We start from the raw sequence: 15,519 nt of genomic DNA on the forward strand, positions 1-15,519 counted from the left end.
AATGATTTATATTAACATCAGCTGGGCGCCATTCTGTAAACCTAGCTCCATAGCTGATTGGTTAATATCCAGCAGCATTCCGCTTGTTTTGTCACATAACACGGTGTCCTGTCTCGCGGTGAAATAGCCATCGGATAATTCCGTTATGGCAGCAGCCAATAATGCCTCTACCTCATGCAGCTTCGTTAAAGCCGGGATGTAGACATCGTAGCTCCTGTTCAAGGCCGGAATGTACACTTCTATCAAAATTTTATCCAACTAGCTCAACCTCCAATTCGGTGGTTGTAGATGACAGCAGCTTCACTAAGGTGACTTTTCCTTTTACAACGTTGTAACCGAACTCATCACCGATTTCTTGATACAGATCACTCGACATCTTGGTCACCTTCAATTGATATTGGTCTGACATGCCGTTACCAATCCAAATGCCATCGTTGGTAGATACGTTTGCCTTGAACCAGCTTTCGTAAGAGAAGGAAGAGATCGAAGAAATCGCATCGGTTATAATAATGTTCACGTTGTAAGCGATGCTGCCTTTCTCAAGCAATATTTTGAGCTTGTCCTTGGAATCTTCCGATAACTTGGACAATAAGCTTGATAGCGAATGAATAATGACAGTTAACTTGTCAAATTCCGGTGTAGGAATGCCTTCATCCTTGGCATCCTTATAGCTGTTATTGCGAGTCACCAGAATGTTGAACAGTTCAATAACGGTAGGATCAAATTGCTTATCCTCATTAACATGCTTGTATTTCTTATGTTCATCGAATGCATAAGTGTCATTCGAGTCGATAACGATTACTTGAGCTTCGGTATAGGCTGCTATTATTTCAGACAACCCTTGTACGAAGCTAGAGCTCTCATTGCTCTGAGAAAGAACAAGATTGATATAACGATTGAATGAGAAGTTAGCTAATTTAAGGCTGTTTTTCTCCACCCCAACCGGAATAGTTGTCCAGTCCTTAGGCAGCGGCTCTTGCTCCAGATAAGCCAGATCAATCTTGTCCGGCAAGATTGGAACTCTGCTCGCAGATGCTCCACCCCATGTCTTATTGACGTTATTGCAATATTCGCGGATAAGGTCCAGCGTATTCTCCACGTCCTCAAAGACATGAGCGATTTGAAATTCATAAGTACGGTCTGTCTTCATGATTCCTCTGCCTTTGAGCTTGGAAGGATAGATACCATCCGTATTGCCTAAGACACCCGAATAATCGGATGCATCATTAAGCTGCAGGACATATAGTTGCTTAAAGTTCTGCAAGGTTCGATATCTCACTGCATTCGTATTGAGAGCAGTAATGATAAAGTAAATACCATACTTGACCCCCTCCCTAGTTAAATAGGAGATTGCCTCATCCTTCTCTTCATAGGTCTCTATGAAAGCAGCATAGTTATGAATCATGACTATAATAGACTCGATTCCGGATTTCGTCGCTCTAATATACGAATGATAATCGCCGCCGAAATCGGAGAACAGCTTCTTCCGCTTTTCTATCTCTTGATACAGCATTTTAAAGAGATTATTCGTTTTCTCAGCGTCATCCGATAACAGGACATCTCCGACATGCGGCGCCTTGGCAAATGCCTTTAACGTCTCGGAGCCGAAGTCCAGAATATAGACATGAGCCTCATCCGGCGTATGCTCACTAATAATGGAGTAGAGCAAGCTCGTTAGGAATGTCGTCTTCCCGTTGCCTGCTGATCCATAGATGATTGCATTACCCTCTTGGCTTAATGGGAACGTCATTCTGAACTGCCGCTGATTAGCCGGATCATCCACTTCACCAATCGTTAGATCCAACCAATATGGTCTGGACTCCTCCGCCTCATACTTCTCTCGCAGCTCTGGAACGAAGATCAGCTCTGGAATCGGCTCCAGCCATAACGGCTTGACCTTTATGCCTTCTTCCCGTGCAATATCCGCCAAATATTTGTTAATCTCATCAATTTGCTTAGGCGGATTTTTCACTGCTGAGTTCCTCTTGTTGCTCTTCATCTGCTTAAGCGTACGTCCGAGATTATCAATAACGACAACGCTCTCATCCCTATTCTTCTCAACACGGTCTGTCGGATAATAAGGGGCTCCTGCCCAAGAGGATTGTCCCAGCTCGAACAATTCGTTGAAGCCGACCTGAACATAATAGCGTCCAGTGATCGACAATTCAGCTGCATCCGGGCGTTTAATCATATCCATACTATCTGCCTTCTCTTGTACCTTCAGACAGATTCTAAATTTACTGTTACTCCAGATCTGGTCATCGACTACGCCCGATGGCTTCTGCGTCGCTAGAATTAAGTGGACGCCCAAGCTTCGACCGATCCTCGCCGCACTGACCAGCTGCTCCATGAATTCAGGCTGCTGCGTCTTGAGCTCTGCGAATTCATCCGAGATCATGAATAGATGCTGAAGCGGCTCTGTAACCATGCCTTCGCGATACAGCTTCTGGTACTTATAAATATCAATATTACTGGTATTCACTCTTTTGCTCGTTTCACTGAATATGGCCTGCCGACGCTTCAATTCACTCTGGATGGAAATAAGGGAACGCTTCACCGCTGCTCCATCCAAGTTCGTAATCGTGCCTGCCAAGTGAGGCAGCTCCGTGAACGCATTCGCCATGCCGCCGCCCTTATAGTCAATTAGAATAAAGGCAACTTCATGAGGGTGATAATTGACCGCCAGAGACAGAATATAGGTCATAATAAATTCACTTTTACCTGATCCCGTCATCCCTGCAATAAGGCCATGCGGACCATGGTATTTCTCATGGAGATCGAGCTTGAACAATTCGCCAGTTGGATCTACGCCAATCGCTGCTTCCAGTGATATCGTTGGATCATTCTCCTTCCAACGGGTCAGGGCATTAAGATGCTCAATCTTGCCTACCTTGAACATATCCAGGAAAGTAAGCATCGTAGGCAATGCGTAATTCGCATCTGTTGAATGCAGTTGAAGATTAGCGAGACTTACTGCGAGCTCTCTCTCATCATGCTTGAGGTAAGCGTCAGGCTGGAACCCGATGTATTGCCCCGTAATATCGTCTCTGTCGTACATTTTGGATAACGTTCTATCCGCCTCTACCACAATCGAGCATTCCTTAGGCAAATTCATGAGCTCGTCATAGAGATGGACAACGCTGACACCCAAATTATTCTTGTGCTTATAGATGGAATTGAGCAGCTCCGTCCTCGTAGCCAATTCTTTATTCATTGCAAAGATCATATAATAAGGGCCGAACTCATCCAGCTTATCCGTGCTCAGGTCTTCCCTTCTGGAAAACTCCTTCTCAAGATGAACCGACAGCTCCTTCACTTCACTTGTGTCTACAGCGAGGAATCGCATCCCCGTTTCCTTGTTCCATACATGAGGCAGCCACTTCACGAACTCCCAGTCCTGCTGCTCGTTGCGGTCATAGATGAATACAAATTTCAGCTCATCATAGCTATGCAGCGACGCTAATTGAAGAATTAATCCTTTGGTTAAATCAATGACGCTGCCCCTGCTGCCGATGATACCGACGATTCGGTCTTCTAACAGAGAAAAGGTAACCGGAACTTTGTCCAATGTCTTGGGCTCATCTGCCAGAGCGTACAATTCCTCTAGCAGATTATCATCCTCCAAAGAGAACTGTTTCTCCTGCACTTTAATGTCAGCATTGAGCGGCAATGTTCCAATACCGAGCCTGACTCGCAAGAAATCATTCTGAGAAAGCGTTCTTTCCCACAAGTTGCGCTGCCGTTGTCTGATTCTGTTCAGGGTGCTGTCTAATGGCAAGTGATTCTCATGCAGAATTTCACTTTGATATTCGCATTCTTCAACGATCTTCTGATGGCTTTCTTCCAGATACACCTTATATTTCTCTTGCCGCAGCTTTTCTCTTTCCTTGCGCTTCTTCGTATCATGCTTCCTTGTTAAGATCGGCCATAGCACCGCTCCTATCAGCATGCTGCAGGACATCATAATCGTCGGCATCGCTTGCATGATGTTCCCGGTACTCCTCAGCGTATTGGATACGGTGAAGAATCCCATAAATATGGCTGCCATACCCATCGTTAGAGAAGGCCCGAGCATTAGCATGAGTGGGGTTTGCTCCTGATTGCCCAGCGCTGGAGGCGAATCAATCTTGAACTCCGTTCGCTTGGCTTCTCTTTTGAACCTTGGAGAGCGATAGAAGTAATCAATCTCCATCTCCTCGTCCCCAGCATCATCATCTTCTGACTGTATGACTTTAGGCTTGGAGAACGGATGCAGCAAGGACCGGTTATAAGTTAATTGGCCATCAGGATTGTTAATAGAAATGAATCCTCTGCCGACAATAATTTTGAGGCCCAGAATGTAGATGATATCGCCTGGCACTAATACCTTTTGCTTAACCCGGGTTCCGTTGACAAAGGTTCCGTTCGAGCTGCCCAAGTCTTGTATGCTCAATTCGTTAGGGCTGATAACAAGCTCGGCATGCTTGGAAGAGGTATAGAGATTGGAAAAGCACATATCGCATATGGCAGCCCGGCCAATCAGCAGCCTGCCTTCCATTGGCAATAGCAGCTTCGTGAATTGCTTGCGATCCTCTGTCACAGGCTCCGAATAGAGCCATGCCGTCTCTTTGGTCCGATTCAGCGTCAAGCCATAGAAGGAAAGCGGCTCTAGCGTTAATTCTTTGATTTTCTGATGGTTATGATCAACTAAGAGCGCATGCTTATTCGATTTCAATACCCATTGCCCATCTATGCCTTCCACACCAATAACTCTCTCTTCATAGCCCTCGTCATTAATTTGGGTGACCCAGTATTGGCCCTTCTGCTTCTCAGGCAACACGCATGTATAAAGTACATTTTCTTTCAGTAATGATAGCTGCATTAATACACCCCTTCCTCGAGATTACTATCTGCGTTCACTGCCTGAATCCTGAATCCGTCAGGCCTAATCGCGATATCCCAATATTCCAGCATATCGTCGCCCAGCTTAATTCTCATTCCTCGTTTCACCTTAACGTACTGCTGAGTGATCGTTTTTTTTAATGTCACGGTATTTGCTCCATAATCCAGTACGTACCAATCTCGCTTCCGGAACTTCTTCGAACCGAACATCTTAGGAGGGTTGCGATACAAAAACTCAATTAAGTCATTGCATACCCTGCTGGAAGCAAATTTGCTGAAATACATGATGTCCAATGTGGCATGTGTTAAAATGTAAGCATCATCCGCTTTTTCAACAAATTTGATCAAAGCAGCGTAGTCAAAAGGATATTGATTATCCGAAGCCTGTGCTTTTCGTTTTTGATGATGAAGGGCTGTAGTAACCCCTACATAGATTAAGGCTCCAAGCAGTACCGTTATAATGAAAAGTAACATGTTATCTCTCCGCTTCACGTATTGATCACCTAACGATGGAATATCCTAAGGAGTTGTCTCAGTTGAAAACGATTGAAGTCACGCCTCATCAATTCACAACGAAGTTCGGATCAGAATATGTCGCTTCCGGATCGTTCGATTACTATGAATGCGATAACGGCCTTGGCATTATAAAAGATAAAGTGAAAAATACGATTCAACTGGTTAATCCGCCTAATCTTCTAATCGAGGAGCTTTCCCAGGAAGATGAATTTGCCTTATTAACCATGGTCTGCGGCCATTTCAGCACAGATATTGTTCATCCCGCCAACGATACCTTAGCAGATTATGAGCTTCGCGAAAGAAAGGCTTCCCGGGCCTTCAACGCGACTTGGGCGGTTATCGTATCGGTTCTGTTCATCTGCACGCTGCTATCGCTGCTGTTGGTTAGTTATCTTCAAGTCTAGAGCTTATTTCTTCAAATAAAGCTCCCCGTGAATTCCGTTGGCGGTGTTCCCTGCTATCGTGTTTCTCGCTGCCTGTGCTTGTTTCTTCATGCGTACAGAGTCGGATAATCTCGTCTCAATAAATATTTGAATGCTATCCATGGATTCTTTCACTAAGGCTAGGGAATCCGTCAGGCTCAGAACGACCTCTCTCGTCAGGGTACTTTCTTGCTCTTCTTTTTTATAAAGCAAGGCATCATTAAGCTTTCCCAGCTCCAGCTGCACGGTCTTCAGCTTAGTCTCTGCCTGCTCTGAGAACTGCGAGCTTTCCTCGTATAAAGCACTTAGCAGACTTGGGTCCAATAGATTGCTCTTTCCCCCCATGACTTATTCCCTCCTATGGCCATTCCATTGAATTGCTGATTTTTTCATCTACAGCCTGTGCTTTCAATTGCTGCAGCTCATTCCACACATCCTGATATTTCTCTTCAATAATAGAGATGAACGTCAGGTCACTGCTTACCGCAGCACCTGCATAGATCGTCTTCATTCTGGCTGTCAAATCACATAGCGAGCTTAGCTCTTCAACAATAATAGAGATGGAGTTCTGAAGCTTATCGACTGGCTCTGCCTGTGTTTCTAATTCCACATTCATCTATTCCCTCTCCAATCCTATTGAATAGCGCTTTATTCATTAAACTGCTCATCCTTACAAAAGCAGGCTCTTGGTTGCTTTTCTCTCGGCCTTGGAAGATACCATCGAAGGTCCTTGCGGCTCCGGCTCCAACTCCTCCCGCTTATGCGAGAAGCCCTCAAGGAGGGAGGTTGCTGCAATATCCCGTACTGCTGAAGTTTCGTTACTCCTTATCAGCTCGGGCTGTACTTGTTCCGTTGTTTCAGCTGGTTCAGCTGCCGCAGCGACAGGTGCTCCAGCATTGCCTCCTGCCCATACGATAGATTGCGCACCGTACATCATGCTTCGTTGCTCATAAGGCAACGCAGTGGCAAAAAACCGCTCCCATGCCATCTCGTACTCCTCTTTAATAGAAAGAGAGAACGAGACGCTTTTTCGTACTTCTTGCGGCTTCTGAATAAAATGTCTCACATTAATTAAAGAAGTAATGACATGCAATACACCGCAGCATAGCTCCATGTCCTGCTCAATCTCGCCATCTATCAGCAATAAGAATGGTGCTAATATGTGGAGAGGCTTAGGCGCATTCGCATAAAACCACTGAACGGTATCCATATTTAGCTCGTAACCGCCTACCAGTAGAGTCAGCTCTTCCAGGCTTTCATACCTATCCGACAATATAATGGCTTGATCATAGACATCTCGATGAATGTAAAAATATCTCTCTTGCGCATAGAGAACCAGCGTATTGACGATAACTGGCAAGTAACGCTCTTTGGACATGACCAACATGAACCATTCACTCCTATCGGTTAATAAGGTACAAATACTAGGGGATCTACAGTTTTTCCATTAATATAAACGGCGAAGTGCAGATGCGGGCCTGTCGTCCGAGATCCCGTATTTCCTGAGCTGGCAATTCGCTGATATTGCTGCACCTGTTCGCCCGGCTCAACCTCATAGCTGTCAAGATGAGCGTACATCGTCTTGATCCCGCAGCCATGATTAATTACGACATAATTTCCTAATTGCTCACTGCTTGTTGCCTCTTCTACTTCCCCATTGAAAGCCGCGAGCACCCCCGTTCCAATTGGGGCATATAGATCAATGCCGCGATGGAAGCTAATCTTGTCGAGCGTAATAGGGTCAAGTCTCTCCCCATATGGAGAAGTTAACTGCACGGGAATTTCCAGCGGCGATTGGAATTGAGTGACATCGCCCAAGGCGAGGCAAGCCGAGGCTTGCTCATATTGCTTCTTCTGCTTTTCCAGCTTCGTATTCAGGGACTGGAGCTTGCTGCGATCCTCATTAGCGTCAGATTGGCTTAGTACACTAACTTCTTTTTTTTGTTCCGTCCAAGCTCTTCTTTCTTCCTGCTTCCGATCAATAGCCTCCATCGCATTCCGATAACGAGTATCGAGCTCCATAATGTACGATACCTCGCGCGCATTGCTCTGCTCCATCAGTGCTTCAAGCTCCCGCAGCTCCTCGGTCAGCTTGTAGATCTTGGAATCAATTTTCACCAGTGCAGACTTCTTGTGCTCACCTTGCAGCTCCATAGCCGCTTCCAGCATGGTATGGGTGTTCACCCGATAGGCTACGTCACTGTATTCGTCCTCTAATATCTTCAGCTTCTTCTCTTCTTCTGCCAGATCGTAACCAGATATATTGTATTTGTTCAATAATACGTAGGCATCTTCTTCCGCAGCGACATGAGTGGAGGGCATTAATAGCAGCAAGATTAGGAGGACTGCTATTCCTTTGTACATGTTCCTCACTCCTTCTCTTTAATAAGCGTCTCGACATCCGGATAATATCCAGCCTCTGCCGCTTCATCAACGGTGTCGAATAATTCGTCCAAAATCACATTCTCTGGAAGACGATCAGCATATGTATAATAGTTAACGCCTTTTACGGTATAGCTATATCCGACAATCTTCATTCCTGCGTTGATCGCTGTTCCGGATATGCTGAAACCGTTGATTGGCTTGGTTGTATTCAAGGTTATGCCCTGTACTAGCACGAGAAAGGTAGGGCTCTCTATCGGGTTTACACCGCTGAACGTAGTCAGCTGGCTCGGGATATAAAAGAAATTTCGCCAATCAGAATTCATTTCATTGATTTGATTAATGCGCCTAGCCATTTCATTAGATACAGTATCGTTAATAAGGACTTTGGCAGCCGTCTGCGACATGGTACCTTTAATTGTCGGCGGCAGGCCTGGATGATAGTAAAGCCTGTTGCCATCTATAGCAAGCGTTTCTACCATCCCCATGTTGAGGGCATAGTTAATATTGTTATATTCATAGCTGTAAGGCAGCTTCATCCCGAAGGTTAGGTCCCAATCGGAATCAAATGCAGCTGTCTCGGGATAGTTGCCACCGGCGTTGCGAATTCTTTCTTGTGAGGCTACATAATAGCCATCATAAGTTGCGACTGCGGCTACTGGAATGTAATCCTTAATAAGCGCCCTATTCTGATCTGTGGGCAGAAGATTATAATTAAGAGCAAATACATCCACGAAGGTATCCAGCGCAAGCTGTGGGTCCACCTTGAAAAATTTTTCCTTCGTATAATCCATATCCAGATCCGCGGTGCCCAGCATGGCCATCGTCCCTGCATCAGAAGCATAATCCATCGCATAGGATAGCTTCATACGCTCAATCTCATCTTTTTCTTTGCTGACGTAATTCATGTAGCCGATAAGAAGAGCTGCAAAAAATAGCAATGCGACCATATTCACGACACCGAAACTCTTTCCCATTCCTGCACCTACTTCCTGATCATACCGGCTAGCGTCTGGTCGAACTTAGTGGGATTCAGGCGAAGCAGCCTATTCTGCATCCGTTGCGCACCTGAATAATCAATCGCTTGCACTCGCACTTGAAGGATGTCTCCCTGATTCCACCTCGTGTTGTCATCGACCAGCATATACGAGCTAATCGTCCCGCCTTTTCCATCGGGTGTAACAACCTTCATATAACGGGATACCGTTGCATCCACCGTCATGCCGTGCGAGGAGACGCCGACATAAAAATCAGCTAAGTCCTGAGCGGATAACCTTCCATTATCCGTTACTTTATCCACGAAATTAGTCATTTCGTTAAGTATGCTGCGGTTCATCGTCAAATCCTTGTTCATGGAGCTAATAACTAATGGTGCGCCTGCCAACAGCACAAAGGCGAGCACCGCACCCAAAATTTTATTAAAAATGTCTGTCATTTCGTGCCCCCTAAGGTTGCGCTTCTTTCACATTCCAGAATCTCATGCCTGAAGGCCCTACATATAAGTCCAGCTTCACATCCACCAAATTAGGCATCGTACCCTTAGCTGCGTCAAGCTTCGGCGATCTGTCTAACAGAAACTCCTCGTCTATCGGAATTTCAAGCGGGCTGCCCGATAAGTTCATCCGAATTTTTTGAGGCTCGGGGGTATAGCTATCTGCTACAACCAGCATCAGCAGCACATCATTGGTCGTCAGCTTCTGTGGTTTCGTAATAATCTCACTTTCTGTCACTAGAGCCGATTTCTCGATCTGGACATTAAAGCCTCCAACCTCGCCTTTAAAAAGCGGAATAGCGCAATAGATCATAATCGGAGTGAAGACAACTAATACAGCAAGCAAAGTTATAATGTCGAAGGCATCATCAGCTTCTTGCATGGCTTACCCCTCCTATTCAGGCCAGACCTTAAATTCATCGCCTATCTCAACGGTGAATTCACCGTTTGTTTCGACAACCTTTATTTTTATCTTTTTATGAAAAATCGGAATCAAATCATCAGCCTTCCTATAACTTCTAGAATAGGCCCATCCTGAGATAGAACGGATAACCTGTTCATTCCTTTGCAGCAGAGCATACACGGATGCGGCTGGAATTGCCCCATGATCGGCTGTCTGAATCAGATCTGCCGAATACGTATCCGCTTGAACAGAAGCGACCTTATCGAGAGAATCACGACCAAAGCCTTGTCCCATCCCCACAAACATAATAATTATAAAAATCACAACGGAAATTACCATGAGATTAATCGTAATATGTATCGCATTGCTCATCTCGTTATCCATATTACAATCGTCGCCTCCTGAACTCGATACGTTCAACAGCGCCATTCAGATCCTTTACAAGCGTCGCATCAAACCGGTCTTTACTCACATCGAAATCATGTCTGAAATCTTTTTTATACTCATCGTCTTCTGAAAATATGTAGAGTAGTTTAGTTGTTTGAAACCATTCATTTCCCATTGTACTTGTCCATACCAAGCCAAAAGTTTCAGCATCAGTTGGATTAATATCGACCCAAATATTCGGCTGGCCTCTTGTTTGGCCAATCGCCGTTATAATATCCGGAATTAAAAGGCCGGTTGTTCCATCATAGGGGCTATATTCGCGGTATTCTTTCACAATGGCGATGGCATTCTCATCGACTTGTTGAATGTTGACGGCTTCTCTTGCGAATGACCCCAGTGTGAAAATAAGGGTCAACACCAAAGCTGCCGTCATGGCGCTCATGCTCGCCCATATTGCCGCAGGCCATTCATTCATAGCAATTCCTCCTTATGCTTGCTTAAGGGAAGGGTAGACCTATGCATTCTTCAGCATAGGTCTATTAGATATAAGTCAGTTAGTTATTTACCATCTGCGTGAAACAAATTCCTACAATTGTGCCGGTCGAGTCTTTAATTAACTCTGCAAGAAATTTTGCTGTAGGACGAACAAAAGCATCAGTGCCAGTTTTTGTTGTCGGTAATGAAAGCATGTTGAATTTTACAGAACCTTTATCAACGAGCAAATCATTCACATAAAAGGAGTCAGATCCTGTTTTAGATAATGCCTTTGTTGTAATTGTATCTGTGTTGCCTTCTAAGAGCGCACCGTAGTTATGTCCTTTTTCATTTCCGGTAGGATTAGTCGCACTAGCTCCCATCTTTGCAAGTGTTCTAACAACTTGTGCTACTGGACGGCCTTCGAACAATTTGATTGCAGATACAACTTGTGTACCAGACAAAATCTTCTGGTCATAATCATCGAATTGCGCCAAGGACATTGAATCCATAGAGTTCTGTACGGTAGTGATCCCCTGATTCGTCGTTCCTCTCGTAAAGCCCAAAATTACGAAAATAATAGAAATAATAACCCCGATAACAATTAGCGCGATGGCTATTCGTGCGCCCGATCCCAATTCGCCTTCCATTGATTACTCACTCCTTATAATTTGTAATGAAATATAATCAAGCCTAGTGGCCTAATCCAAAGTAACAACAGCTTTAAGTTGCATTTACGTGAGACAATGCGGTTATAAATTCCTTGAAGCCCAAGATGCCAAGCGGTACCAATATATATAGGATAGCTGTCAATACTAGCGGAGCCATTGACAACGGACTCACATAAGCACGCTTCTTGCTTAAGGTTGCGTTCTGCGAGATTTCCCGCAGCCGCATGACATGATCTCTCTCCGTCACAAGGTCACTGAACGCTTCGGCCAATGAGATTTGATGAATCGTCAGCAGAAGCTTGTCTACCATTCGCTTGAAGCCCGGCAATACCGCCTTCGCTTTCATCCGGTTCAGCGCCAGATCAGGGTCCGACGGATACTCATGATAGGCATCCAATATCGCATTTTTGTGTACCCGGCTCTGCTTCTCCAGCCAATATAACGATTCCAATGTGTCAGCGGAGGTGTTCATTAAGATCGAGATAATCGTCTGAAGCTGAAGCACATCCTCCTCGCTCTCTGTCTTCAGCATCCAAGCTCTTGCTCTTAGCATGAGTTCAGGGATAAAGTAACAGCCGGCTGCAGCAGCGAAAGCAATAAGCAGCATCCACCATTTGAAATACGTATTGTAGTAGCTGACATATTTGTCTTGGAGTCTCTTAACCTGCGCATCCTGATCGAATGGCTGCAGCTTAGGCAGCTTGGCTTTTACAAACTCTCTCGTATGGCTCTCTTTAGGCAATTGCGGCATGGATAGATAAATATTATCCATCTTCTGCCGGATCTTAATATCCTCATCCGTAAGCTTCTCACCGCCGACAAGGGATACCTCGCGAACGTTGTCGCGAATAAACTGCTTGCCTAGATTGACTGAGAAGAACATACAGCCGATTGCCAAGGAAAAAGCAATAACTGCAAACAAAATTTTGCTGGCATACATATGACGAAGATCGGTCATACTTAGTGCGCCTTTAACCAACCGCATCTTTCTAACCTTCTTGATGAGCTTCTTCGGCATCACATCCTTAACGATCCTCGAATACCACTGCTGTCTAAGCAAATATAGAACAATAGGATTACGATCATCCTTTTTCACCGATACGGCACTGTTCACTTTGACAATTATGGTATAGCCGATTATGGAGGCCAGCAGGATTGCCGCACGGGAGATATAGCCGATCGGTCCGTGGTAGATAACTGTCGTTCCCGGAATGATGTTCGTAAAGAAGGTCTCGATAATGCCAATTGCAAACAACGGGGCAATCGGCAAATACTCCAGCATCCCGAATCTTGCTTTTTGCAGCGATATGCGCCGTATCTCCAGATTCACCTCATCCGCCATCATGCCCATTGCCTGCAGGAAGTTCGAAGAACCGTCTCTCAGCTTGGTATCTCCGGAATTGTTCAAGATATAACAGACGCCAGCGAGTGTGCTTAACAGGCGGAACGGCGTGGTTGCATAAAATTCATTCAGCCGTGATTTTCCATCTGGATCGGTTAATATATTGTAAATTTCCTCGAACGCACGCTGCAGCTCCGAGCCTGTCTCCGCTTCCGCGATAGCCTGGGGAATGGAGTTCAAGCGAAGATAGTTCTGCCTTATCGACGATAAGGCACCCGACAGCTGCTTCAACAGCTTGAAGTGCACTCTGTCAATCTGCTTGCCCACCAATACGTTATTCATCACAATTGCGTACAGCACGACGAGCAATATAGAGAACAGGTCTCGGAATATGATGGCACCAATGATCACAATCCCGATTGAGGATAATGTCGAGGTTGCGAATACTTGAACGGAAAACACTTTAATTTCTTGATTGGAATAGACGGAAAGCATCGTAATTCGCTCTTTTACCTTGCGATAGCCATTCCTGGTTATAAAAAACTCATCCAGATGGTGGCTTATTCTAAAGTAGGTGGATAGAGAGATAAGACCTTTTTTCTTTCTGCGAAGCCCTTTTCGATGCTTGGCCCGTTTCCGATCCGACACGATAACCATCGTAACGCCAACGACTGCTGTAAGGATAATCCCGATAATAATAAAGAGCACCTCTTACAGCCTCCAATTATCCAGAATGAATTTTTTGAAATCCTCGATTTTGTCGAGCGGCATTACATCGAGCATCTTCTGGGTGAGCTCTGTCGTAAACCAGTCATAGGTTTCATAAGTATTCGTCTCCAGATTGTATTTCAAGATATCTCTTGTCGTGAACGTCTTGCGGTCCGTCGACCGAGTGTAATATTCCTTCGTAATTTCATTCATGGAGTGAACTGGTTCATCCTTGTCGTATTCTGGGTAAGGAACACTGACATCCAGCCGGACAATCTCCGATATGCGTTCGATATACCTTCGGCCATCCGTCGTATAGTTCAGGTGGATATCTACCCGGATAACGTCAATAACCTGCTGCTCCGCTGTAATCATATTTCCTGTGAACCCGCCCGCATTAACGAGAGAGTTCCGTATCGCGTATACAAGCTGCTCTGCCATGTTGGCATGGTGGGAAAAGATCGTGAAGATGGACGCCACTTGACCCATCTGAATCATCCGAGCCGCGATACTGTCCGTTGCAACCTCGCCGACAATAGAGACGGAAGCATCGGACTTTTTCAAAGCATCCTGCAATTCCGCGGCGGATACGTATTGCGTCTCTTGCACCGATAGAATATTGCGCTCTGGATACAATTCCCGCAAGTACATCTCCGGTGCCATCTCAAGCACACGCACCGTATATCTTGGGTCAATATATTTGACAGCAGCAGTCATCATAACGGTCTTACCCGCACCCTGCCTGCCGGTGAAGCCACAGGTAACCTGACCCATCATTAGGTAACTAACCAAATTAATCGCCAAGAAGGCTTGATTGACATAAGGCTTGTCTATTAGTGCCGGCAAGGAAGAATCACTTAACGTAAACTTCCGCACGAATACGGCCCAATATTCCGCTGCAGGCGGACGCATTGCCAGAACACGTGATTTGTCGTACATCGTATTGACCATATAACCCCGTTTTTCCGTTAACGGTCCCGGGTTATTATAACGGCAGAGCAGCTGTACAACTCTTCTCAGTTCCTCTTCTGTGTTAAAGGTCAAGAAGCGAAGATGGATGTACTTTCCGTTAAAGTAAAGCCATACGGATCTTGGGGCCTTCATAATTTTGATATCTTTGTTCAGCAGGGCACTCAGAATAGAGCCCGATGTCCCGCAGTTGAATCCGTTAATATTCATCTCACGGAGCGTATCGACAACACCGAAGCCTTTGTACCGCTGATAGATCATGATTACCATCATGTCCAGCATGACATTGTAGTTGACCGGGAAGCCTTTCTCCGCGTAAATCGTATCAATATCCTCTTCACTAATCAGATAAGAAGGCTGCGACTTGTCTTCGATCTGGTATCTTTCTCTAGCCAGCTTATATTCGTTGATCATTTCAGCCAGGGCGTCTTTGCCGAATTGTTTTTTGTAATAGTACATTAGAATTTCGAACTTGATGCGCGGCTCCAAGTAGCTGGCGTGAAAATCATAGACCTCCAGAATCTCTTCTTCTGTCTTCAGCATATCCGCGATGATACTTCGAATTAAGTCCTGCACAATCAGCTTGGCAGAATCAATGCCGTATACGCAGTTCTGCATGGCATCCTGTATTCTGGCTTTACGCTTGTACATAGACTCGAACTCTTCATCCGCCAGACCTGTGAAATTCTCATCCTTGATCAGGTCTGCCAGACTATACTTCACAATCTCCAGGAGCTTGTCCATCGTCAGCTTTTCGGATTGCTCGACATCTGGACGCTCCCGCCTTGATCTCCAATAAAGGATCGCCACAAAGAGGATGATTCCCAGGAAGGTTAGCAGTATAAGCAGTGTATTTAATTTCATTCTGTACC

Annotated in this window: 16 protein-coding genes; 1 reads left to right on the forward strand and 15 read right to left on the reverse strand. The window is 45.3% G+C overall.

The genetic code is table 11. The features are described from left to right. Positions 1 to 6: 6 nt before the first annotated feature. Genes AC50YO_RS08860 through AC50YO_RS08870 form a run of 3 tightly spaced genes read right to left on the reverse strand, consistent with a single transcriptional unit; the run spans position 7 to position 5,355 of the window. A complete protein-coding gene (locus AC50YO_RS08860) occupies positions 7 to 258 on the reverse strand; it encodes a methyltransferase (RefSeq protein WP_494846165.1) in 252 nt (83 codons plus the stop codon). Further along, positions 251 to 4,861, reverse strand: a complete 4,611-nt coding sequence (gene essC / locus AC50YO_RS08865) for a type VII secretion protein EssC (protein WP_494846170.1) — start codon at positions 4,859 to 4,861, stop codon at positions 251 to 253. Before essC ends, AC50YO_RS08860 begins: the two co-directional genes overlap by 8 nt. Next, on the reverse strand, positions 4,861 to 5,355 hold the full coding sequence (locus AC50YO_RS08870; protein WP_494846172.1) for a hypothetical protein: 495 nt from the start codon (positions 5,353 to 5,355) through the stop codon (positions 4,861 to 4,863). The genes essC and AC50YO_RS08870 overlap by 1 nt, the downstream gene beginning before the upstream one ends. A 62-nt stretch (positions 5,356 to 5,417) precedes the next feature. On the opposite strand from AC50YO_RS08870, the gene AC50YO_RS08875 reads away from it, so the two are divergent. Beyond that, positions 5,418 to 5,801 (forward strand): hypothetical protein, encoded by a 384-nt coding sequence (locus AC50YO_RS08875; RefSeq protein WP_494846177.1) that lies wholly within the window; start codon positions 5,418 to 5,420, stop codon positions 5,799 to 5,801. A gap of 3 nt (positions 5,802 to 5,804) precedes the next feature. On the opposite strand, the gene AC50YO_RS08880 is transcribed toward AC50YO_RS08875, so the two are convergent. The 12 genes from AC50YO_RS08880 to AC50YO_RS08935 all read right to left on the reverse strand — a co-directional run bounded on the left by AC50YO_RS08880 (position 5,805) and on the right by AC50YO_RS08935 (position 15,511). Then, entirely contained in the window at positions 5,805 to 6,164 is a 360-nt protein-coding gene (locus AC50YO_RS08880; RefSeq protein ID WP_494846181.1) for a hypothetical protein, read from the reverse strand. A 13-nt stretch (positions 6,165 to 6,177) separates the two neighbouring features. Further along, complete coding sequence (locus tag AC50YO_RS08885) at positions 6,178 to 6,435, reverse strand: hypothetical protein (RefSeq protein WP_494846186.1); 258 nt, start codon at positions 6,433 to 6,435, stop codon at positions 6,178 to 6,180. Positions 6,436 to 6,489: 54 nt separating this feature from the next. Beyond that, on the reverse strand, positions 6,490 to 7,206 hold the full coding sequence (locus AC50YO_RS08890; RefSeq protein ID WP_494846189.1) for a hypothetical protein: 717 nt from the start codon (positions 7,204 to 7,206) through the stop codon (positions 6,490 to 6,492). Positions 7,207 to 7,226: 20 nt separating this feature from the next. Then, positions 7,227 to 8,183: a peptidoglycan DD-metalloendopeptidase family protein gene (locus AC50YO_RS08895; protein WP_494846191.1), complete on the reverse strand. Its 957-nt coding sequence runs from the start codon at positions 8,181 to 8,183 to the stop codon at positions 7,227 to 7,229. A gap of 5 nt (positions 8,184 to 8,188) precedes the next feature. Then, positions 8,189 to 9,178: a hypothetical protein gene (locus AC50YO_RS08900; protein ID WP_494846193.1), complete on the reverse strand. Its 990-nt coding sequence runs from the start codon at positions 9,176 to 9,178 to the stop codon at positions 8,189 to 8,191. An 8-nt stretch (positions 9,179 to 9,186) separates the two neighbouring features. Next, positions 9,187 to 9,636 carry a hypothetical protein gene (locus AC50YO_RS08905; RefSeq protein WP_494846195.1) on the reverse strand — a complete coding sequence of 150 codons (450 nt, stop codon included), beginning with the start codon at positions 9,634 to 9,636 and terminating at the stop codon, positions 9,187 to 9,189. Positions 9,637 to 9,646: 10 nt separating this feature from the next. After that, entirely contained in the window at positions 9,647 to 10,075 is a 429-nt protein-coding gene (locus tag AC50YO_RS08910; RefSeq protein WP_494846197.1) for a hypothetical protein, read from the reverse strand. Between the two features lie 12 nt (positions 10,076 to 10,087). Further along, entirely contained in the window at positions 10,088 to 10,480 is a 393-nt protein-coding gene (locus AC50YO_RS08915; protein WP_494846199.1) for a hypothetical protein, read from the reverse strand. A 1-nt stretch (position 10,481) separates the two neighbouring features. Beyond that, a complete protein-coding gene (locus AC50YO_RS08920; RefSeq protein WP_494846201.1) occupies positions 10,482 to 10,958 on the reverse strand; it encodes a hypothetical protein in 477 nt (158 codons plus the stop codon). A gap of 79 nt (positions 10,959 to 11,037) precedes the next feature. Then, positions 11,038 to 11,607 (reverse strand): hypothetical protein, encoded by a 570-nt coding sequence (locus AC50YO_RS08925; protein WP_494846203.1) that lies wholly within the window; start codon positions 11,605 to 11,607, stop codon positions 11,038 to 11,040. A gap of 73 nt (positions 11,608 to 11,680) precedes the next feature. Then, positions 11,681 to 13,678: a hypothetical protein gene (locus tag AC50YO_RS08930; protein ID WP_494846205.1), complete on the reverse strand. Its 1,998-nt coding sequence runs from the start codon at positions 13,676 to 13,678 to the stop codon at positions 11,681 to 11,683. Positions 13,679 to 13,681: 3 nt separating this feature from the next. Further along, positions 13,682 to 15,511, reverse strand: a complete 1,830-nt coding sequence (locus AC50YO_RS08935; protein ID WP_494846207.1) for a pilus assembly protein CpaF — start codon at positions 15,509 to 15,511, stop codon at positions 13,682 to 13,684. Positions 15,512 to 15,519 lie beyond the last annotated feature (8 nt).

It is taken from the genome of Paenibacillus sp. J22P59 (genome assembly GCF_059383895.1).

What these genes read in the sequence shown, in the direction of transcription:
- essC (WP_494846170.1), bottom strand. Translation starts at nt 4,861, where the DNA reads ATGCAGCTATCATTACTGAAAGAAAATGTACTTTATACATGCGTGTTG.
- AC50YO_RS08870 (WP_494846172.1), bottom strand. Translation starts at nt 5,355, where the DNA reads ATGTTACTTTTCATTATAACGGTACTGCTTGGAGCCTTAATCTATGTA.
- AC50YO_RS08880 (WP_494846181.1), bottom strand. Translation starts at nt 6,164, where the DNA reads ATGGGGGGAAAGAGCAATCTATTGGACCCAAGTCTGCTAAGTGCTTTA.
- AC50YO_RS08885 (WP_494846186.1), bottom strand. Translation starts at nt 6,435, where the DNA reads ATGAATGTGGAATTAGAAACACAGGCAGAGCCAGTCGATAAGCTTCAG.
- AC50YO_RS08890 (WP_494846189.1), bottom strand. Translation starts at nt 7,206, where the DNA reads ATGTTGGTCATGTCCAAAGAGCGTTACTTGCCAGTTATCGTCAATACG.
- AC50YO_RS08895 (WP_494846191.1), bottom strand. Translation starts at nt 8,183, where the DNA reads ATGTACAAAGGAATAGCAGTCCTCCTAATCTTGCTGCTATTAATGCCC.
- AC50YO_RS08900 (WP_494846193.1), bottom strand. Translation starts at nt 9,178, where the DNA reads ATGGGAAAGAGTTTCGGTGTCGTGAATATGGTCGCATTGCTATTTTTT.
- AC50YO_RS08905 (WP_494846195.1), bottom strand. Translation starts at nt 9,636, where the DNA reads ATGACAGACATTTTTAATAAAATTTTGGGTGCGGTGCTCGCCTTTGTG.
- AC50YO_RS08910 (WP_494846197.1), bottom strand. Translation starts at nt 10,075, where the DNA reads ATGCAAGAAGCTGATGATGCCTTCGACATTATAACTTTGCTTGCTGTA.
- AC50YO_RS08915 (WP_494846199.1), bottom strand. Translation starts at nt 10,480, where the DNA reads ATGGATAACGAGATGAGCAATGCGATACATATTACGATTAATCTCATG.
- AC50YO_RS08920 (WP_494846201.1), bottom strand. Translation starts at nt 10,958, where the DNA reads ATGAATGAATGGCCTGCGGCAATATGGGCGAGCATGAGCGCCATGACG.
- AC50YO_RS08925 (WP_494846203.1), bottom strand. Translation starts at nt 11,607, where the DNA reads ATGGAAGGCGAATTGGGATCGGGCGCACGAATAGCCATCGCGCTAATT.
- AC50YO_RS08935 (WP_494846207.1), bottom strand. Translation starts at nt 15,511, where the DNA reads ATGAAATTAAATACACTGCTTATACTGCTAACCTTCCTGGGAATCATC.